27 protein-coding genes and 1 pseudogene are annotated in these 19827 nt (G+C 48.6%); 20 read left to right on the forward strand and 8 right to left on the reverse strand.

Annotated features, from left to right (window positions below):
* Positions 1-17: 17 nt before the first annotated feature.
* From GKO28_RS05670 to GKO28_RS05740, 15 genes and pseudogenes are all read left to right on the forward strand, one after another.
* Positions 18-1484, forward strand: a complete 1467-nt coding sequence (locus GKO28_RS05670; protein ID WP_182075641.1) for a transglycosylase SLT domain-containing protein — start codon at positions 18-20, stop codon at positions 1482-1484.
* A complete protein-coding gene (locus GKO28_RS22680) occupies positions 1411-1590 on the forward strand; it encodes a LysM domain-containing protein (RefSeq protein ID WP_182075642.1) in 180 nt (59 codons plus the stop codon). The genes GKO28_RS05670 and GKO28_RS22680 overlap by 74 nt, the downstream gene beginning before the upstream one ends.
* A 138-nt stretch (positions 1591-1728) precedes the next feature.
* Positions 1729-2130, forward strand: coding sequence for a hypothetical protein (locus GKO28_RS05680; RefSeq protein WP_182075643.1), 402 nt, complete (start codon positions 1729-1731; stop codon positions 2128-2130).
* 129 nt (positions 2131-2259) lie between these two features.
* A complete protein-coding gene (locus GKO28_RS05685) occupies positions 2260-3120 on the forward strand; it encodes a molybdopterin-synthase adenylyltransferase MoeB (RefSeq protein ID WP_182075644.1) in 861 nt (286 codons plus the stop codon).
* Complete coding sequence (locus GKO28_RS22685) at positions 3110-3310, forward strand: LacI family DNA-binding transcriptional regulator (RefSeq protein ID WP_203563944.1); 201 nt, start codon at positions 3110-3112, stop codon at positions 3308-3310. Before GKO28_RS05685 ends, GKO28_RS22685 begins: the two co-directional genes overlap by 11 nt.
* Positions 3252-3797: a hypothetical protein gene (locus GKO28_RS05695; RefSeq protein WP_247646391.1), complete on the forward strand. Its 546-nt coding sequence runs from the start codon at positions 3252-3254 to the stop codon at positions 3795-3797. Before GKO28_RS22685 ends, GKO28_RS05695 begins: the two co-directional genes overlap by 59 nt.
* Complete coding sequence (locus tag GKO28_RS05700) at positions 3775-4062, forward strand: substrate-binding domain-containing protein (RefSeq protein WP_203563946.1); 288 nt, start codon at positions 3775-3777, stop codon at positions 4060-4062. Before GKO28_RS05695 ends, GKO28_RS05700 begins: the two co-directional genes overlap by 23 nt.
* A gap of 236 nt (positions 4063-4298) precedes the next feature.
* Positions 4299-4625: a gluconokinase, GntK/IdnK-type gene (locus GKO28_RS05705; protein WP_203563947.1), complete on the forward strand. Its 327-nt coding sequence runs from the start codon at positions 4299-4301 to the stop codon at positions 4623-4625.
* Positions 4626-4632: 7 nt separating this feature from the next.
* Positions 4633-4815, forward strand: a complete 183-nt coding sequence (locus tag GKO28_RS05710) for a hypothetical protein (RefSeq protein ID WP_203563948.1) — start codon at positions 4633-4635, stop codon at positions 4813-4815.
* Between the two features lie 6 nt (positions 4816-4821).
* Positions 4822-6165: a gluconate transporter gene (gntU, locus tag GKO28_RS05715; protein ID WP_182075645.1), complete on the forward strand. Its 1344-nt coding sequence runs from the start codon at positions 4822-4824 to the stop codon at positions 6163-6165.
* Positions 6166-6348: 183 nt separating this feature from the next.
* A complete protein-coding gene (locus GKO28_RS05720) occupies positions 6349-6822 on the forward strand; it encodes a molybdopterin-dependent oxidoreductase (protein ID WP_182075646.1) in 474 nt (157 codons plus the stop codon).
* 3 nt (positions 6823-6825) lie between these two features.
* On the forward strand, positions 6826-7122 hold the full coding sequence (locus tag GKO28_RS05725; RefSeq protein ID WP_203563949.1) for a hypothetical protein: 297 nt from the start codon (positions 6826-6828) through the stop codon (positions 7120-7122).
* 10 nt (positions 7123-7132) lie between these two features.
* The gene (locus GKO28_RS05730; RefSeq protein WP_182075648.1) at positions 7133-7621 is read left to right on the forward strand and encodes a histidine kinase dimerization/phospho-acceptor domain-containing protein; all 489 of its coding nucleotides are present in this window, start codon (positions 7133-7135) and stop codon (positions 7619-7621) included.
* Between the two features lie 158 nt (positions 7622-7779).
* Positions 7780-8122, forward strand: a pseudogene (locus GKO28_RS05735) (ATP-binding protein); the annotation flags it as partial.
* Positions 8114-8962, forward strand: a complete 849-nt coding sequence (locus GKO28_RS05740; protein ID WP_282099394.1) for a response regulator — start codon at positions 8114-8116, stop codon at positions 8960-8962. The pseudogene GKO28_RS05735 and the gene GKO28_RS05740, both read left to right, overlap by 9 nt.
* Here GKO28_RS05740 and GKO28_RS05745 read toward each other — a convergent pair.
* The 6 genes from GKO28_RS05745 to GKO28_RS05770 form a co-directional block, all read right to left on the reverse strand.
* A complete protein-coding gene (locus tag GKO28_RS05745; protein WP_247646392.1) occupies positions 8952-9452 on the reverse strand; it encodes a GNAT family N-acetyltransferase in 501 nt (166 codons plus the stop codon). The two genes, GKO28_RS05740 and GKO28_RS05745, sit on opposite strands and share 11 nt — an antisense overlap.
* Positions 9453-9589: 137 nt before the next feature.
* Positions 9590-10066, reverse strand: a complete 477-nt coding sequence (locus GKO28_RS05750) for a YHS domain-containing (seleno)protein (RefSeq protein ID WP_182075651.1) — start codon at positions 10064-10066, stop codon at positions 9590-9592.
* Between the two features lie 141 nt (positions 10067-10207).
* Complete coding sequence (locus tag GKO28_RS05755; protein WP_182075652.1) at positions 10208-10711, reverse strand: ABC-2 family transporter protein; 504 nt, start codon at positions 10709-10711, stop codon at positions 10208-10210.
* Between the two features lie 439 nt (positions 10712-11150).
* Positions 11151-11798 (reverse strand): ABC-2 family transporter protein, encoded by a 648-nt coding sequence (locus tag GKO28_RS05760; RefSeq protein ID WP_182075654.1) that lies wholly within the window; start codon positions 11796-11798, stop codon positions 11151-11153.
* Positions 11792-12217: a hypothetical protein gene (locus GKO28_RS05765; protein WP_182075655.1), complete on the reverse strand. Its 426-nt coding sequence runs from the start codon at positions 12215-12217 to the stop codon at positions 11792-11794. Before GKO28_RS05765 ends, GKO28_RS05760 begins: the two co-directional genes overlap by 7 nt.
* Before the next feature lie 40 nt (positions 12218-12257).
* The gene (locus GKO28_RS05770; RefSeq protein ID WP_182075656.1) at positions 12258-12701 is read right to left on the reverse strand and encodes an ATP-binding cassette domain-containing protein; all 444 of its coding nucleotides are present in this window, start codon (positions 12699-12701) and stop codon (positions 12258-12260) included.
* Between the two features lie 495 nt (positions 12702-13196).
* Between GKO28_RS05770 and GKO28_RS05775 the strand changes: the two genes are divergently transcribed.
* Together GKO28_RS05775 and GKO28_RS05780 are read left to right on the forward strand one after the other, a co-directional pair.
* Entirely contained in the window at positions 13197-13814 is a 618-nt protein-coding gene (locus tag GKO28_RS05775) for a cupin domain-containing protein (RefSeq protein WP_182075657.1), read from the forward strand.
* Positions 13780-14097: a helix-turn-helix transcriptional regulator gene (locus GKO28_RS05780; RefSeq protein WP_182075658.1), complete on the forward strand. Its 318-nt coding sequence runs from the start codon at positions 13780-13782 to the stop codon at positions 14095-14097. The genes GKO28_RS05775 and GKO28_RS05780 overlap by 35 nt, the downstream gene beginning before the upstream one ends.
* 333 nt (positions 14098-14430) lie before the next feature.
* On the opposite strand, the gene GKO28_RS05785 is transcribed toward GKO28_RS05780, so the two are convergent.
* Positions 14431-15204 carry a TatD family hydrolase gene (locus GKO28_RS05785; protein WP_182075659.1) on the reverse strand — a complete coding sequence of 258 codons (774 nt, stop codon included), beginning with the start codon at positions 15202-15204 and terminating at the stop codon, positions 14431-14433.
* A gap of 127 nt (positions 15205-15331) precedes the next feature.
* On the opposite strand from GKO28_RS05785, the gene GKO28_RS05790 reads away from it, so the two are divergent.
* The 3 genes from GKO28_RS05790 to GKO28_RS05800 all read left to right on the forward strand — a co-directional run bounded on the left by GKO28_RS05790 (position 15332) and on the right by GKO28_RS05800 (position 18734).
* Positions 15332-16948: a methyl-accepting chemotaxis protein gene (locus tag GKO28_RS05790; RefSeq protein WP_182075660.1), complete on the forward strand. Its 1617-nt coding sequence runs from the start codon at positions 15332-15334 to the stop codon at positions 16946-16948.
* A 264-nt stretch (positions 16949-17212) separates the two neighbouring features.
* Positions 17213-18193 carry a TerC family protein gene (locus tag GKO28_RS05795; protein ID WP_203563950.1) on the forward strand — a complete coding sequence of 327 codons (981 nt, stop codon included), beginning with the start codon at positions 17213-17215 and terminating at the stop codon, positions 18191-18193.
* 130 nt (positions 18194-18323) lie between these two features.
* Positions 18324-18734: a globin family protein gene (locus GKO28_RS05800; RefSeq protein WP_182075662.1), complete on the forward strand. Its 411-nt coding sequence runs from the start codon at positions 18324-18326 to the stop codon at positions 18732-18734.
* Here the strand turns inward: GKO28_RS05800 and GKO28_RS05805 are convergent.
* The gene (locus GKO28_RS05805; RefSeq protein ID WP_247646393.1) at positions 18731-19732 is read right to left on the reverse strand and encodes a DUF475 domain-containing protein; all 1002 of its coding nucleotides are present in this window, start codon (positions 19730-19732) and stop codon (positions 18731-18733) included. The genes GKO28_RS05800 and GKO28_RS05805 overlap by 4 nt on opposite strands.
* Between the last annotated feature and the right edge of the window lie 95 nt (positions 19733-19827).

A 19827-nucleotide genomic window follows, 5' to 3' on the forward strand; every position in this document is an offset into this window, starting at 1 on the left:
ACTTTGGGGCTCAGCATATGCTGCGACTACCTGCGCTCATCCTGAGCGCTTTTTTAGCCACGCCGCTGCTTGCAGCCGATCCCAATACTCGCTTTGATTACGCACTCACCCAGCCTGCGGTGCCCATTAGCGCCGATACCCAACGTGTGATGCAGGCCTTATTTAGCAATCAAGTCATCACGCCAGCAGAAGCGGATATTTGGGCCCGTGTTCGTAAAGGTTTTGCCATCCCTGATATTGACAGCCCCTTAGTCAGCAAATGGGAAAACTACTACGCCAGCCGACCTGATTACCTCAATCGCATTATCAGTCGCAGTACCCCGTATTTATACTTTGTGGTCGAAGAAGTCGAAAAGCGCGGCATGCCGATGGAAATGGCGCTCTTACCGATGATCGAATCGGCCTACAACCCTAAAGCGCTGTCTTCGGCGCAAGCGGCTGGCATGTGGCAATTTATTCCTGCCACGGGTAAGCGTTATGGTCTTGAGCGCACTTGGTGGTATGACGGCCGTCGTGATGTGGTCGCGGCAACTGGCGCGGCTTTGTCTTATTTACAAGAAATTCACGGCCTATTTGATGATTGGCAACTGGCACTCGCATCGTATAACTGGGGTGAAAATGCCGTTCGCCGCGCAGTCGATCGCAATCAAGCCGCAGGCCTTAGCGCTAGCTATATCGACTTAAGAATGCCCGACGAAACTCGTAACTACGTGCCGAAATTACTCGCCATCCGCAATATTATTGCCGACCCTGCCGCCTATGGCGTTGAACTTAAGCCGATGGCCAATCAAGCCTATTTCACCACTTTGCAACCGGGCAAGCACATGGATGTATCCATTGCCGCGCAATTGGCCGAAATTAGCGTGGATGAATTACTGCGCCTCAATCCTGGGTTTATCCGCCCGGTGATTGCCCACAAAGAAGACCGACAATTAGTTTTGCCGATCGCCAACAAAGCGATCTTTGAGCGCAACTTAGCGCAATACACCGAGCCACTGCTCAATTGGCAGCCTTATGTCACCAAAACGGGTGAACGCTTTGAAGATTTAGCCACCATCTTTGGCATTGCAGCCGCCGAATTACGCGATATGAATGATATTGCCAGCAAAGAAAACATTGCGCGTGGCCAAACGATTTTAGTGCCTCGCCTTGCAGGGCTAGATATCTCTGAGCGACAAACCTTAGCTGCACTACATAAAAATCGTGAGTCAGATGCCATCGATACCGGTGCCAATGACAAACCCAAAGCGCAACCGGTGTTAGCTAAAAACAGCAAAACCACCGAACATAAAGTCGCCAAAGGCGATACTTTATTTAATATTGCCAACCGCTATGGCTTGAGTCTGGCGCAATTAAAATCGCTCAATGGACAAAAAAACCAACCATATTGCAATCGGCGATACCTTGCTGGTGCAACGCCCGCAAAATTCGCTGGCGAGCAAATCGCCCAGCAAATACGTTGCTCAGCGCGGCGATACTTATAGCTCAATTGCCCGTAAATTTGACGTTGAGCTAGCGGATCTCAAAAAATGGAATCGGCAAAATTTAGTTCCCGGCATGAAAGTCGTACTCTCGCAAGCCGGCCGCTAAGCCACAAAGAAACAACAGAACAAAAAACACCTTCTGCGATTGATCCAGAAGGTGTTTTTTTTGCGCATAAAATCAGTGCAATTACCCCAAGAAAGGCTTAATCTATTTGGGTGATATCTCTTATTAAGAGGCTAGATCATGCCTAAGCAACTCGAAGTGCAACGCACGCAACACGACATTGTTTTTAATCCCAGCGCAGTCGATCAAACCGTCGCTGCGGCGCGCTTTTTAGCACACCTCAATGGCATTCAAGCGCAAGCCTACCCCGCAGAACACAAAATCACCATTAGTTACTCACTGTGCGAATATGCTTTGCTGGATATTGAGCAGCAACTACAAAATGCTGGATTTGAGCTCGACACGCACTTTTGGCAAAAAATCAAACGCGAATTTGTGCATTACAGCGAAACCGTACAACGCGATAATCTCGCCATGCCAGAACACAATTTAAAATCGCCACAAATTTATATTCATGCCTGGGAAAAACACCAGCACGGGGATCATGACGATACGCCGGAAGAGCTGCGGCGTTACCTTTAAATACTCGCGCATTCCCATTTGTCTATGCTGACAACCAGCTGAAGCCACGCCGCACAAACTAATACGCAAAAATCCCGAAGCGATCGCTACGCGCTATAATCGGCGCTTACTCCTCAATCCTCTGTTGCCATGACTTTTTGCCCGACTCGTAGTGCCCAGATCGATCTCGACGACAATGCCCTACTGCGCTATAGCCGCCATATTTTGCTCGACGAAATTGGTATTGAAGGACAAACCGCACTCAGCCAAGCACACGTCTTAGTCATTGGCGCCGGTGGTTTAGGCTCGCCCGTTACGCTGTATTTGGCCAGCGCCGGCATTGGCACGCTCACCATTGTCGACGACGATCACATCGATTTAAGCAATTTACAACGGCAAATCGTCCATACCGAAGATCGTGTCGGCCAAAATAAAGCCCTCTCGGCCAAACAAACCTTAGAAGCGCTCAATAGCCAAATTCGCATTATTGCGCTCAACGAGCGCGCTAGTAGCGAGCGCTTGCTGGAATTAGTCGCCGCTGCGGATATTGTCGTGGATTGCTGCGATAACTTTGCCACCCGCCACGCCATCAATCGCGCCTGTGTTGCCAGCAAAACCCCCTTGGTGTCGGGTGCCGCAGTGCGTTTTGATGGGCAGCTCACGGTATTTGATGCTCGAATCGACGGCGCGCCGTGTTATCACTGTTTGTTTGGCGAAGAAGGCGAAGCCAATGATGGCCCTTGCGCCACTTTTGGCGTCTTTGCCCCGCTTGTTGGCATTATCGGAGCGGCACAAGCCGCCGAAGCGCTTAAAGTCTTAATGGGGCTGGGTGAAACCTTGATTGGCCGCTTGCAACTGTATGACGCCCGTACCGCTCGCTGGCGCGAAATGAAATACAAGCAAGATCCGATCTGCCCAGTGTGTGCGGTGCTCAAGCATGAACGACAAGCCACGCCGCCCTTCCTTGCAAGACGTTGCCGATTTAGTCAACACCTCCAAAATGACCATTAGCCGCTACTTGCGCTCCCCTGAGCAAGTCGCCCCACTGACGGCTGCGCGAATCGCGCAAGCCATGCAAACGCTAGGCTATATTCCGAGCCGCGTTCCAGCGATGCTGTCGAACTCGCGTAGCCGCGCGATTGGTGTGCTTTTACCTTCAATGTCCAATCAGTGTGTTTTCTGCCGTTGCCCATGGTATTGAACAAATCAGCACCCCAGCCGGCTACCACACTTTGTACGGCCATTATGGTTACGAGCCAGAGCGAGAAGAACAACAAATCGAGCAATTACTGTCATTTCATATTGATGGTTTAATTTTATCGGAATCCAATCACACCACCCGCACCCGAAAAATGCTGGAAGTCGCCGCGATTCCAGTGGTGGAGATCATGGATTTACCGGCTCAACCCATTGATTTGGCCGTTGGGCTTGATCACGTTGCCGCCGCCAAAGCCATGATTGAAGCGATGCTGGCGCACGGCTACCGGCGTATTGTGTATTTAGCCGCGCGTATGGACACCCGCACTCAGCAACGCAATGATGGCTACTGCCAAGCCATGGCCGCACAACAATTGCCAATACACACCATCCAAACCAGTGAATCATCGAGCTTTACTTTAGGTGCCAGCTTAATTCGCCAAGCTTTACTCGAAGTGCCCGATCTAGATGGCGTTTTTTTGTACCAATGATGACATCGCCGCCGGTGCATTATTGGAATTACAAAGTATCGGCCGCCGCATTCCAGAAGACATTGGTATTGCTGGCGTTAACCATTTAGATATTGGCTTGGCACTCAAACCCCAGCTCGCGAGCATTATTACGCCCCGCGAAGCCATTGGTCGACATGCCGCCGAGCGACTCATTGGCAGCATCAATGGTCAGCAATATCCTGAGCGTACCTTGAACCTAGGCTTTGATCTTTTTTTGGGTGGCAGCATCTCAAAGCACATTTAATCCGCGCCCTTCTCCAGATACCCTCCTGATGTATTTGCTTGTAAGCCTTTAGCTTACTAACACCGATACATATACATTGCGTAGTAAATATTCACCCGACTACGTAAGTGTAATCCCTAGGTCAAAACAGCCCTGAAACCCACGTCAACACTTGAGCGAAGATAAAAATAAAGGCAAGATGTTACCGAAAACATGTTACCAGTAACATCTTCAAATATTTCGATTGGAGTCGAAAAATGACAAGTACAAAAGTTTACGTTTTGATGGGGGTATCAGGCTGTGGTAAATCAGCTGTCGCCAATCAACTCGCAAAAGATCTTAACGCCGCGTTTTTAGACGGTGATTTTTTGCACCCACGCGCCAATATTGAAAAAATGTCGTCTGGCCAACCACTCAACGACGATGATCGTGCGCCTTGGTTGGGTGCAGTCAATGATGCGGCATTTGCAATGCAACGCACTAATCCAGTGTCGTTGATTGTTTGCTCGGCACTCAAAAAGTCTTACCGTGATCGTTTGCGCCAAGGTAATCCGAATCTCTCTTTCATCTTTTTTAAAAGGTGATTACGAATTGATCGAACAACGTTTGATTGCGCGCCAAGGTCATTTCCAAAAGAGCGGCATGTTAGCGTCACAATTTGCCACACTAGAAGCCCCCACTGCCGACGAAAGCGATGTGATCATCATTGATATCACGCCGCCACTCGAAAGCGTGATTGCTGCGGCTCATCAAGCGATCTTGGCACAGGAGTAATCGAGCATGGATACGTTTACACTCATATTTACCTCACTCGGTTCAGTACTGCTGTTGCTGTTCTTAGTGATGAAAGCACGGATGCACGCCTTTGTTGCCTTGATGATTGTGTCAATTGGCGCCGGTATTTTCTCTGGCATGCCAGTAGATAAAATCGCCGATACCATGCAAAAAGGAATGGGCGGCACGCTCGGCTTCTTAGCGATTGTGGTCGCTTTGGGCGCGATGTTCGGCAAAATCTTGCATGAAACCGGCGCTTTGGATCAAATCGCCGTTAAATTACTCGACAAGTTTGGCCATAGCCGTGCCAACTATGCACTGGGTATTGCCGGCTTGATTTGTACTTTGCCGTTGTTTTTTGATGTGGCGATTGTATTGTTGATCGGCGTGGTGTTTGCTGTAGCTCGCCGTACCGGCGGTAATGTGGTTCGTTTGGCGATTCCACTGTTTGCTGGTGTTGCCGGTTCTGCCGCCTTCTTATTGCCAGGCCCAACTGCCATGCTATTGGCTTCGCAAATGAAAGCTGATTTTGGCTGGATGATTTTGCTCGGCTTGGCCGCTGCGATTCCAGGCATGCTGCTTGCCGGTCCGGTTTTTGGTAACTTTATTAGCAAGCACGTGCATTTGCCATTGCCCGCTGATGTCAGTGAGCCAACCTTGGGCAAAAACCAAATGCCATCGTTTGGCTTTAGTTTGGCACTGATTTTGTTCCCACTATTGTTGGTTGGTCTGAAAACCATCGTGGCGCGCTTTATTGATACCAGCGGTACTTTGCACCAATGGCTGCAATTGATTGGTCACCCGTTCACTGCCATTTTATTGGCTTGTTTACTGGCGACCTACGGCTTAGCGCTGCGCCGTGGCATGAGCAAAGAAAAAGTCATGGAAGTGTGCAGTGCCGCCTTGCAACCCGCTGGTATCATTTTGCTGGTGACCGGTGCCGGTGGTGTATTTAAACAAGTCTTGGTTGATTCTGGTGTGGGCCCTGCTTTGGGTGACGCCTTAATTAGCGCAGGTTTACCGATTGCGATTGCTTGCTTTGTGCTCTCTGCAGCTGTGCGAGTGATTCAAGGTTCGGCAACTGTTGCTTGTTTAACGACTGTTGGTTTGGTGTTACCAGTGATTGAAGCGTCTCAAGTGGCTTATTCAGGTGCCCAATTGGCCGCTTTGTCGATCTGTATTGCTGGTGGTTCTATTGTCTTGAGCCATGTGAACGACTCAGGTTTCTGGCTATACGGTAAATTTACGGGTGCCAATGAAATGCAAACACTGAAAACTTGGTCGGTGATGGAAACCATCTTGGGTACCACCGGTGCCGTTGTTGGTATGGTTGCATTCTCAATGATGTAAAGCAGCGAACGACGGATGTCGCTCATTCATGCCCAATAAAGCGCTCTGTTTTATTGGGCATGATGCTATTGAGCGCTCAAATCCTCGCCGGTCATCGTAAAGCGATGCTTTGTTGACGGCAAAAACCACATCTCCAGAATATTCAAGTTACAATTCGCGAAAATCAAATCAACGAGATGCTCAATGCGATGGATCGTGTTTTTTGGCCTTTTCTTTTGCAGTACATTAGCGCTAGCTCAGACTGTCAACTCAAACATCATTTTGACCGTTACCGGAAAATCAGCCAACTCAGAAGTACAACTCACTGCACACATGATTGCTAAGCTGCCACAGCAAATCATGACCATGCGAACCGCTTGGTACCCGACTGAGCAAACCTTTGAAGGCCCTTTACTCAGAGACGTTTTAAAATTAGTGGGCATTCAATCGGGTGATATCAAACTGCGATCACTCAATGACTACACCATCAGCATACCCGTGAGCGATGCACTGCAATACGACGTGATTATCGCCAGAAAGCGTAATGGGCAGCTAATGACAATTCGTGATAAAGGGCCGTTGTTTGTTATTTATCCATTTCATCAACATGAAAATCTGCGTCGAACTGAATATTATCGACGCTGTAGTTGGCAATTACGCAGCATTGCTGCCGAGTAATCAATGACCCGATTTCGTCTTATATTAAGTTTAATTTGTCTGGTGTTACTGGCTAATTTTAGTTTGATGGTGCACTTCGAATTAAAACAAAAGCAAGAGCTCAGCCGCACCAATCAACTGGGTTTAGACAATCAACTCTGGCAATTTTTTCAACTTAATAATGAATACCAGCGCTTACGCGAAGCCGTTGAACACGGCAACGCAGTGCAACTAGATAACGTCAAGTTGCGCTTTGATATTTATTTCAGCCGTATTGATAGCATCACCAAGCATGAGGTTGAAGACTCGGGCATTTTTTAAAAATGCCCCCATGCAACATCGCTACATCGAGCCGCTAAAAACCTATATTGATCGCGCCGCCAACCTACTCGAGCAACAGCCGATCAGTCGTGCCGCGTGGAAAGAGTTTCAGGCACAAACCCTAGCGCAACAGGATGCGGTGAACGACCTCATTCAAGAAGCACGCACGCAAGACGCGTTGGCAATGGAAAAATATCAGCAAAATATTGCGCATTGGAGTGAGCTACGCATCATATTGGCGGTGATTCAAGTTTTACTACTGATTATTAGTGCCTCATTAGGGCTATATGCGTTATGGCGCTCAGAGCAAAGCCGCAAACAACTGGCCGAAACGGCGCAATCTTTACAAGAAGCGCGCCAACAAGCCGATGTGGCCAATGCCGCCAAAAGCCAATTCTTAGCGCATATTAGCCATGAAATTCGCACGCCACTGACGTCGATTCTTGGCTATACCGACCGCCTTTCCCGCAAAAAAGAAATATCGCCGCAGAGGATTTAAAAGAAATCGGCTACATCGCCAATAGTGGCGCACATTTATTGAGCCTATTAAATAATGTGCTGGATTTTTCCAAATCGGAACAAAACAAACTCAGCTTGTTAAATGAATCGCTCAATTTAAAACAGCTCAAACAAGAGCTAGAAACCATGTTTGAAATGATGGCTAGAGCCAAATTAATTCAATTTAACATCAGTTTGGCCGATGATTTACCCTGTAATGTGAATATCGACGCGGGTAAATTTCGCCAAATTTTAATTAATTTAATAGGTAATGCCCTCAAATTTACTGATTCAGGATCTATTAACGTTCATTTTTATGGGCAACAATTAGCCCAAGACTATCAACTCAATGCCGCGGTCAAAGACACTGGCTGCGGCATTAAGATGGCCGATCAAGCGCGTATTTTTTTACCTTTTTGAGCAAAGTGAATCTGGACAGCTTGCCGGCGGAACCGGGCTTGGCTTAGCACTCAGCCGCGATTTTGCCTACTTAATGCAAGGCAATATTCGCTTTACCAGTCGCGTAGGCCAAGGCAGTGAGTTTATCGTTAGCGTAAAAACACAAATTATCGCCGCGTTGTTAGCGCCTCCCCCTGAGTCTCCCCCAGTCAAGCTTACACTCGACGCCGAATCGCTAAATAAGCGACTCATCTTAGTGGTTGAAGACCAAGCGGTTAACCGTGAAATGATCTGTGAAATCTTGCATGACTTTGGCGCTCAAACACTAGAAGCGGCCAACGGCAAAGAAGGATTACAGCAAGTGGCACTGCACCCAGAGATTGACGACATTATTATGGATTATCAGATGCCAGAAATGAACGGCATGACCGCCGCCCGCTGCTTACGCGAGCAAGGCTGGCTCAAGCCGATTTATCTCGTTTCGGCCAGCCCATTGAGTGAGCTACAACTCGCACCAGACTTTGCTGCTTTTAGTGGTCATCTCAGAAAACCATTTAAAATCGACGACATTATTCAATTACTCAATCGTCAATACATTGACGATCAATGCAAACCCAATAACTTGTCTTTGCTCGACGCACACACCGCAATGCAGCGCCTTGGTTTTTCTCCTGTACGGTTTTGGAGTCTCTGCAATAAAGGCTTATTGCGGCTCAAAGCACTGGAAGGCGAATACCAAATGGCGATCGAGCAAAACGCCAAACACGACGCAATACGGCACGCCCACAGTGCCAAGGGAATTGCCCAGCAAATTGGCGCTAATTTACTCGGGCATTATTGGGCGCAATTAGAAATCGAGCCAGACTCACACTCAATCCAAACACTGATTGAATTACGTCGTCGCACTCAGCAAGCCGCGCAAGAGCAAGCCACTAAGGTTTAATTTTTAAACCTAAAATCAGCAAATCTCGCGCAAAACCATCGAGCTCGGCGACCTCTGGCAAATGTCCCCAAAGTTTAAAACCCTGAGTTTCAAATAAGCGGATACTCGGGGTATTGTGCCCAAAGATAAATCCAAGCAAGGTATGTAGACCAATACCTGCCGAATGCGCAATCGCCGTCTGCAATAGAAACCGCCCTAAGCCTTGCCCTCGAGCCGACGCGGCTAAATAAATACTCACCTCCGCCGTGCCTTGGTAAGCGGGTCGTCCATAAAAGCTAGAGAACGACAACCAAGCGATAATCTGCCCCGCTTGCTCAACCACCCACAGCGGGCGATCCGCTGTTTGATGCGCAGCAAACCACGCTTGCCGACTCGCCACGGTGACCGGCTCGGTATCAGCAGTGACTTGCCGCGAGGCAATGGTGGAATTATAGATGGCGACAATCTGCGCCAAATCATCCATCACCGCTAAGCGATAATCCCAGATCAAAATAATGCTCCTACCAAAACGCTGCCGTGCAGTGCGATCCGCGCGACAAAACCAAACATGAATGCCAATCCGTCATTGGAGCATACCAGACAATGAGCCCCGCTTCGGCGTGGTAACGTTTGGTTTTTGCTGCCTAGTTATAGGCCTTTAGGCGCAATATTCTTAATCGTCGCCCATTCTCCGGTGGCGACTTTTAAATTGGACGATACATCCACTAACCAGCCTTTTTGTACTTCTTTATTTTGCAGCACAAACAAATAGCCATCGACAATCCGCCATGCCATTGGATCACTATCGAGCTTTTTGCTTTTTGCGACGCCCATCGCGCAAAATCCACCAAATTTAGGCGCAAATTGACTGGCATTGGCTTTGAATTTGGCCATATTTTCTTTGCTAGCAAAGTAATAAGTGCCGCCTTCAAAGCTCACGCTATAGTCTTTATGTCCCTGCATTGGTCGGCCGCTAAAATAAGACACTGGATCGTAGCCATCTAAGACTAGGCCTTTGTCATTCAAATTCACCGCGCGATTGGAACTCGCATCAAAAGCGGCGACAGAAAGTGATAAGCCCATCAAAATGGCCAAGGTGGTAGAACGGATCAAGACTGAAGCCATATCGAATCCTTACAAATTACGGGTACATGAAACTGACGGCGGCAATTAGGCCAGGGTCATGTAGTAAGAGTCAATCTGAATACAAAACACGATATATATAAACCACACACTTCTTACTTCATTCGTCTGCAATTCAATCAATTAGCCACCCGCACCGGCATAGCGACGCATTCCCCGTTGCCACATGCCATTTAATAAGCCGACACAAATCACCGCCAAAACAGCCATGCCCAGCACAGTCAGTGGCAAACTTGCGCTGCGGAGTAGCGCTTGGCACGGCCACCACACCGTACCGGCCAGTGGCAAGGCCATAAAAATCATCGTTGCCAATTTAGGAAATAAATCCAGCGGATACCGCGACATATCGGTGAGTTTTCCCGTCATTGAAAACACCGGATCAGATTCTCCAATCCAAAAACACGTCGAAATCGCCGCCAAATTAATCACCCACAGCACCAGCGCCGATAGCGGCAGCAGCAACACAAATCCAAGGTAAAACAGCGGCTCGAGCAATAAAGGACTGCCCCACAGACCAAATAGGCAATACGCCAAACCAATCGCCAGCACCACAAAGCCTTGCGGATGAAAGCGCTCTAACGCCAGCAGCAGCAAGAGTGGATTGGCAGGACGAGTATAAAAACGCAAAAAACGCCCCGGTTTTGAGCCAATGTTCCAGCCAAAACATGCCGTTATAACAGCCACTTTGCGGCGCAAAAATGCAGAACATAAAACCCTGCATAAAGATCAATTCACCGCGATGCCAACCGGCAATCGTTCCGGTAGCACCGAGCATAAAATACAGCGTGGCTGCCGTTGATAGCGAAGTCGCCGCCACCCCCAAAATCATCAGCGCAAAATCGGCCCGATGCTCCAATCGCGCTCGCGCTTCCGAACCCAACATGCGCCGATAAGCACGCCAAAATGGACTTAATGTCATGATTTACGCTCCAAACACAATCAGTTTTCGCAGCACCACGCGCCCTGCCAATGCCGCAGCAAAAAACAAAGCCCAGCGCCCAAGCCGCTTGGATCAATAGCGGTTGCACGCTCACAATATCGCCATTGATGTAGCCGACTGGGGTATTTAAAAAAAGTGCCCAAACGGCAGATAGGCCAAGACTTCGCGAAACTCAGCCGGGAAAAACGCCATCGGCATCAGTGCCCCGCCCAAAAACATCACCAAAGCGTCTTTGCTGGCGGTGATGCCCCATAAATCGGTGGCAATAAATCCCGCCAAAGCAACGACAAAATCGATGCAAAACAACAATACAAACGACAAGGCAATCGACGCCAGTGCCAACGGAATCGTTTTCGGCGTCAGATTTAAATCGAAATACCATAAGAACAGCGCAAACGCCGGCAAGATATAAGTCGCTTTGGCCAGCGCGCGCCCCAAAGAAATAGCAAACTGCCGCAGCGGCAATGACATCGGTTGAATCAATTGCGTAGCCACTTCGCCCGAGCGGATTTCCCGCGCCAGCCGCCAATCCGTACCGACGGGCAAAAAAGCCAACAGCGTTTGCGCCACCAACACATGCAGCACCGCGCTATTAAAAGTCATCCCCGCCCGTGTAGGACTTTCGGCATACAACGCCGCCCACAGGTAATACAACAACCACATCGCAATCAAATAACCAATGGTCACCAACCAGCGACCTTTACGATCGGTTGCCACGAGGCGCGCACTACCCCATGCCAGCGCGGCACACGCTTTAAATGGAATACCTAACATACCGCCTCCGCTTGATTGGCCAGATAAAATCCATGCAGCAATTCTTCAAATTCTTGCTCGACGGGCTTCAATTCGCTCACTGAATACGGCGCGAGTAATTGCATCAACTCGGCAAATGGCAAGGTATCGTGGCGGGCGATTTCTAGCCATTCGCCGCGCTGGCGTACTGGCAGCGCCGAATGATGCGCACGCAGTTGTATTTCAGCGGCGGCGACCAACTCAGGCTGCAAACGCGCCGCCCACCAGCGGCCATCACCGGCGTGCGAACGAAAATCGGCCAAGCTGCCGTCAAAGCGCAGTGTGCCTTTGTCGATCAACAGCAATCGCTGCGTCAACCGCTCAATGTCACCCACATCATGCGAAGTAATCAGCACCGTGGTGCCCGATTCTTGATTCAATTTGCGAATCAAGCCGCGCATTCTGGATTTCATTTCTAAATCGAGCCCAATGGTCGGTTCATCAAAAAAAAACCACGTCGGGGCTATGCAAAAAGGCGGCGGCGATTTCACACAACATCCGTTGCCCAAGTGACAAAGTACGCACGGGGCGATGATAAAATTCATCCAAATTGGCCTCACGGCGAAATAAATCCAGTCGCGCATTAAACGCCGCCTGCGGCACATCAAACAAAGCCTGCAAAATTTCAAACGAATCTTTTACTGGCAAATCCCACCACAGCTGACTGCGCTGACCAAATACCACGCCAATTTTCTTGACGTATTTAACTCTATCCCTTTGTGGATTTAATCCTGCAACCAATACCCTGCCTGAGCTGGGCTCTAAAATCCCAGTTAACATTTTGATCGTCGTGGATTTACCCGCCCCATTGGGCCCCACCAAACCAACGCACTCGCCAGCGGCGATATTAAAATTCACCTCGCTCACCGAGAGTTTTGTCTTCATAGTTGGCACGAACTAAATGCTTTAAACGCTCGGCCCAATTTTGGGGGCAACGGGCGTGCGATACACGCGGCTTAGGTTTTCAACTTGAATCAGCATGGATTGCTCCTGTAAGTCGGGTTAGCGTAGCCTTACCCGACAACGTTCTCGTCGGGCGAAGCCAAACGATGATGACTTCACCTGCCGCCAAAAATCGCGCTCAATCCAAAACGAAAGCCCATTGACTGGCCTTGCTGCGGAATAAATGACAGGTGAGTTTCAGACAAACTATTTAATCTGCGAAATGACCGCGCTAGGGATTAAACCTGCTCTCCCTTGCAGCCATCGCAGTCATAACCCGTTCGCAAAGTGCCTACCTCGGTCGATGAAGTTGGTATTGAGATTGCTAGACTTTAGCGATAAGCCGCAGAAAGTTTTCATATAGATTACGGGCTTGTTTGTTTGGTGAAAATGTTGCAAATATGACATTTGATTTGTCAAAAACTCACATCGCATCTTATGGCCCTCATTTACCGCGAACGACTCGACATTGGCCCTGATTCGCCGCAGATCATGGTCGGCACGCACGTGTTTCACAAAGAGCCGTATCCACCACTCCGTGATCGGGGCATTTTGATTTGCGGCATCAGCGAAGGACGTGATTTTTTTGAAGTCGAACGCGTGGATACGCCGTGGCATGTGCTGGCTTTTTGCCTCACCGGCCGCGGTGAAGTGTTTACACCCGATGGTGTAAGGCGTGGCTTTGGCGCTGGGCAATTGGCGCTAATGCCGCAAGGCGTCCACAGCGGCTATCGTCGCATCAGTGACGCGCCGATGCAGCACGTGTGGTTTTTGCTGTATCGGCATTCGCGCTGGGATGATCTCAACGGCAAACAACCGGCGATTTTGGCCAGCGCCGAGGGCGAAGCGTTATTTGATGCGATGCGCCAATTTCACCGCGAAACGCAGCGCTTTAATGCCGGTGACGCGGGTAATTTGGCGGTGCAATCGCTGGATTTTTTATGCTTGGTGCTCGATCGCGCGCTGCTGCCACTACGCTGTACGCTGGGCTGGCTCGAGCAATTGCAGCAAATGTTCACGCATGTGCAAAAAAAATCTCGATCAAGCTTGGGATAACGCGGCGCTGGCCAAGCAACTGCACATCACCACCACGCATTTGCATCGTTTGTGCACGCAGCATTTGGGCGAAACGCCGAATAAAATTGTGTTTCGGATGAAAATGAATCAGGCCAAAGAACTGCTGATGCATGGCATCAGCGTTGGCGAGGTAGCTCGGGTTACGGGTTATCAGGAGATTGCTAGTTTTTCGCGGCGTTTTCGCCAGCATTTTGGCTACAACCCCAGCCAAGTGCTCAGCAAACACCTCGCCAGCGCCGGGCATCAGCAGATTTGGACATAAGGAGAGCGGGCAGACTCAACCCAACGGCCATGTTCAGATTAGGTGTTGATGCTGTGCCGCGCTCGTCGAGCTGGGGCTTAAAATCCCGTCTAAGCGCACCGAGTGCGTCAGAGACAAACGGTTTTATCGTTTGGCTCACGACAATCGAGGGCACAGCGGAGCTGGGCGTGATCAAAAGCGCCTTTCTTTTCCCCCAACTCTTTGGCGGACAAAGAGTTGGGGTGCCGCCACTGACTGCGACTGTAAAAGAATGTGCCGCAGGCACTTAAAACCATCAACACGTAACCTGATCACCGCCATGGCACATGGGTATATGGATGCAGATTATATTGATCAAGCCCCAAGCAGCAATACCCGCTGTGTATTTTGGGTGCAGGCCTCTGCCAAGTCGGCGACGTCCATCCCGCGCAGCGCGGCGAGCTCTACGGCGATTTTTGCTAACTCGGCGGGCTCGTTGCGCTGCGGTGGAGTGCCTGCCAGCCAGCTTGGCACCATATCCGGCGCATCGGTTTCCAGCACCAGCGACGATAGCGGTAAAGTCGCGGCTAAACGCCGAATACGCTGTGAGCCGCTATACGTCAGCGCGCCGCCAAAGCCCAAGCAAAACCCGAGCTGAATAAACGCATTGGCTTGTTGCTCACTGCCATTAAACGCATGCGCGATGCCGCCCTTCACCCGCCATTTGCGTAAGTATTTGAGCACCTGATCTTGGCTACGGCGAATATGCACAATCACTGGTAAATCGAAATCGCGGGCGATTTTGAGTTGCGCCTCAAAAAAATAAATTTGCCGCTCATGATTTAAATCCGGCAGATAAAAATCCAAACCAATCTCACCTACCGCAATCGCCTCACCTAAATCGAGTGCGCCGCGTAGCTGCTGTAGACTCAACTCTGAATGCTCAGGTTCGTAAATTGGATGCAAGCCCAAAGCGATCTCTGCACCATATTGCTGACGCATCGCACGGGTTTTATCCATGCTGGCGGCAGTAATCCCCGGCACAACCCAGCGCGTCACGCCTGCCGCAAACGAGCGCGCCAGCATCGCGGCACGATCAAGATCAAATTCACTGGCATCTAAATGGCAATGGCTATCGATTAAATTCACTGTATTTCTTCTCTCGAATTAAAGCGCCTGTGAGCTCATTCATCTTTCATAATCATTAATAATAACTTGCTAGATATTGACCAAGCACTATCTTATACAAATACACTTCTCTCGGTGAGGCTTAAGAATGAAAATCATCCATAAATTGGTCCTATTGACCGTCATTCCTGTATTGGCACTCCTACTGATCACTGGCTTGAATTATCAACAACTCAATAAAATCAACTCTGCCAGTGCTGATGTCACCGAAAATGTCCTGCCTTCAATCATTCTATTAGCCCATATTACCGATCAATTTACGACCTTACGTCGTGAATATTTATTACATATTCTGGAGGTGGATAAGGAAAAGAAAAGTGAAATTGAGAAAGGTTTCAAAGCAATAGTGAATGAAATGAACTCTGAAATAAAAAAGTATGAACCGATGGTTTACGACGATACGGATAAAGCGAATTTAACTAGCATCAAAAGTGAATTCAATGCTTGGCTGCCCTCCTCCGAGCAGGTTTTTAAACTTTCGTACGAAAATAATACGGTCGAAGCGATGCGACTAATCAATCAAACCGCCAGGCCGCAAGCCAAAAAAGTTTCTGCTGCATTGCAAAAAGCCGAGGACTACAATACCGAACTCTCACAAAAAATGCGTGCCGATGTAACCAATGCAATTAGCAGCGCGGTCAGCATCGGCGTGACTTTAGGGCTAATCGCTATTGTCTTACTTGGTGTATTAAGTTTAATTGTTGCCCGCAGCATCAGCGGGCCTTTAAATAAAATGCAAAGCTTTATTGTTGACCTGAGTACGCGTTTTGATTTTACCAAACGGATTGAAGTGCAAAATAAAGATGAAATCGGTACGTCTTTAGTGGCACTTAATGGCCTACTCGATACCTTGCAAGCGAGTTTACAAAAACTGGCTCACGTTGGTAATCAAGTCGGCGACTGCGTCAATGGACTATCAAACTCCAGCTCTGAGCTTTCCAGTGCCTCGCGCGGCGTGAGTGAATCTGCGTCAAGCATGGCAGCAGGCGTTGAGCAAGTGACTGTGAGTGTGACGCACGTGGCCGATCGTGCGCAGCAATGCGATGCCACAGCCCGAGAAGCCGGTCGTTTGGCGGGCACCGGCGGAGAAGTGATAGACAATACCATCAACAGCATCAACCAAATCGCCGACCAAGTGCGCCAATCAGCTGGGCAAATTGAAAACCTGAAAGATCGTACCAACAGCATTACTTCGGTGGTGAATGTCATCAAAGACATTGCCGATCAAACCAATTTGCTGGCGCTTAATGCGGCGATTGAAGCGGCACGTGCTGGTGAGCTCGGCCGTGGTTTTGCAGTGGTAGCCGATGAAGTGCGTAAACTGGCAGAGCGTACTTCCAGCTCAACGCAAGAAATCACCACCATGGTGTCCGAAATTCAAAATGAGGCCAATCATACGGTGCACACCATGCAACAAACCGTACGCCAAGTCGATAATGGCGTCAGCATGGCGCATGAGGCCAGCACGGCAATTAGTAATATTCGCAAAAGCGCGGATGACGTTGTAGCGCAAGTGAGTGAAATCTCGAGTTCAATGCGCGAGCAAAGCACCGCCAGTGCCATGATGGCGCAGCAAGTTGAGCGTGTTGCACAGATGAGCGAGGAAAGTAGTAGCGTAGCCGAGCAGACTGCTTCTGAAGGTGGCCGTTTAAAACGACTCGGTAATGAGCTCGATGAAGCGATTTCTCGCTACAAAGTACAGTAGCATTAAGGGCGGGTTGCACTCGCGAACACGGCCCTTAATTGACCGAACACCTAAAGCCGCTGCTGCGGCTTTTTTTATGACTTCGAAGCAAACTACTCGCGATGGCTTTCCCAAACGTGACGGTTAAAGCGCTTATTAGCGTCTGTAACCATTGGGTTTATTTTTGCGTTCCCAGCAATTGATGCAACTTATTTTGGGAGCTTGGATCAAATACCCATTAGAATTCACAGATTAATAACGACAGGTGCAGTGATGGATATTTTGATGAGTCTTTGGGTCGGCTACCCCGTGTGGGTTTGGCTGATGTTTTTTGTGGTGGTGATCTCTTTATTGGCATTCGATTTGGGGGTGTTACAAAAAGACGACCATGAAATTAGCGTTAAAGAAAGCTTAAAGCTTTCGGCAATGTATATTGCCATGGGCTTATTATTTGGTGCTTGGCTCTGGTGGTATAAAGGTGCCACTTCCGGCATGGAATACATTACCGGCTATTTGATTGAAAAATCTCTGTCAATGGACAATGTTTTTGTCATTGCATTGATCTTTACGAGTCTGGGTGTACCACGGATTTACCAACATCGCGTGTTGTTCTGGGGGATTCTGGGCGCCATCGTGATGCGCGGGATGATGATTAGCGTTGGTGCGGTCTTGGTGTCGGAATACCAATGGATCTTAATGATCTTTGGTGCTTTCTTGATTGTGACCGGGATTAAAATGCTATTTGCCGACGATGAACACGGCAAACTAGAAGACAATGGCTTTTATAAATGGCTGCGCAAACACATGCGTTTCACGTCAACGACACATGGCAACTTGTTTTGGGTTCGCGGCGAGCAGCATGGCTTGGCCAAAGGCTGGTGGGCAACACCGCTATTCTTGTGTTTGATCTTGGTAGAAACCGCTGATTTGGTGTTTGCAGTCGATAGTATCCCGGCGATTTTTGCGATCACGCAAGATCCATTTATTGTGTATACCTCGAACATCTTTGCCATTTTGGGTTTGCGCGCTTTGTATTTTGCTTTGGCAGCAATGGTGCATCGTTTCCATTATTTAAAGTACGCACTGGCCGTGGTTTTGGTCTTTATCGGGATCAAAGTGGGTTTGGTTTACCTCAACGACATCCAATTGGTGGCATTTAAGATTCCAACCTTAGTGTCTTTAGTGGTTACTTTTGGTTTATTACTTTCTGGAGTTTTGTACTCGTTGTGGAAAACCCGCGACGAGCCAAATGATCCACCAAAATAATTAACGCAGTACTTTGTATTCAACCCCGCTAATGCGGGGTTTTTTATTGCCCTGACAATAGCCATCGATCAGCTTTCTTGAAAATATAAAAACATAGCACCTAGAGTAAATAACATCCTAGGAGAGCCCAATGTCATTAAGTGCACAGCAGATTCATTTAGTACAAGAGAGTTTCGCCAAAGTAGAACCAATTGCCGAACAAGCCGCAGCGATTTTCTATCAGCAGCTGTTTGCCATTGATCCTTCGCTACAAAAAATGTTTCAACACGATATGAAAGCGCAAGGAAAAATGCTGATGAGTACATTAAAACTCGCTGTTGGCAGCCTGAATGATTTACCCAAATTGATGCCCGTATTAAAAAAACTCGCTTTGCGGCATGTGGATTATGGCGTCAAAAATGAGCATTACACTTTGGTTGGCAATGCCTTATTAAGAACGCTCAAAATTGGCTTGGGCGATAGTTTTGATGACGAAACACGTGAAGCGTGGACCACAACGTATCGCTTAATGGCCAAAGTCATGAAATCCGCAACGGTTTAATCTGGGGCAATTTCCGAATGCAAAGCGGGCCGAATCAGCCATGAATGCAGTGCTGCTAAAATAATCAAGCAGGCTGCAACACCGCCAGTTACCACTTCTGGAATATGAAACCGTGCCGCCAATAGCATCACCCCAGCCAGCGCACCAATGGCCCAAAATGCGCCATGCTCTAAATATTTAAACGCATTGAGCGTGCCTTTTTCAACCAATAGCAAAGTAAAGCTACGCACAAACATGGCGCCAATACCCAGCCCAATCGCAATTAAAAAGATATTGGTGGTTAATGCAAATGCGCCTAAAACGCCATCAAATGAGAAAGAAGCATCAAGCACTTCCAGATAAATAAATCCGGCTAGCCCAGTTTTTGCCGCTGCACCCTCATCGCCAATGAGCTCCCCCAAACCATCGACCAGCATAAAAACAATCATCCCCCAAATACCGGCGACTAAAAATTGATATGCCTCAGCAGCAGGTAATGATCCAGCGAGTAACAGTAGTAATAGCAAGCACAATAACAAGGCGGCCAAATCTAATTTACCCAGTTTGGCCAGCGGCCGTTCAATTGGACGCAACCAATGAATGTCTTTTTCTGAATCAATAAAAAAATTCAAAAAGACCAGCAATAAAAAAGTACCACCAAAAGCAGAAACCTCAATATGTGCAGAGGTTAAGATTTCGGCATAGCGCTGCGGTGCCGCAATCGCCAGCGATAACACATCATTAATCGGCCATAAACCCGAACTAAAATAATGCCACAGCGCCATTGGCCCCGGTAACGGCGGCATCCCGGCAATCACCGCCACAATCAGCAAGGGAAAGATCACGCGCATTCCAAATACGGCGATCAGCATGCCCCATAACAAAAAGCGTCTGCGCCATTTATCATCCCAATGCTTGAGTACCGAGGCATTCACTACCGCATTATCAAAACTCAGACTGGTTTCTAATAAGGCCAAATTAAATGCGATCCACAGCCCCCCCAACCGGCAATCAACCATGCGCCAATTAAGCCAATCAGGGTCACAATCAATGAACTGTGAAAGTACTGAATCATAAAGTGCCTCTTAAGGTTTACCTTATTATGCCGCAGTTT

This window comes from Deefgea sp. CFH1-16, assembly GCF_016881365.1.
Taxonomy (GTDB): Bacteria; Pseudomonadota; Gammaproteobacteria; order Burkholderiales; family Chitinibacteraceae; genus Deefgea.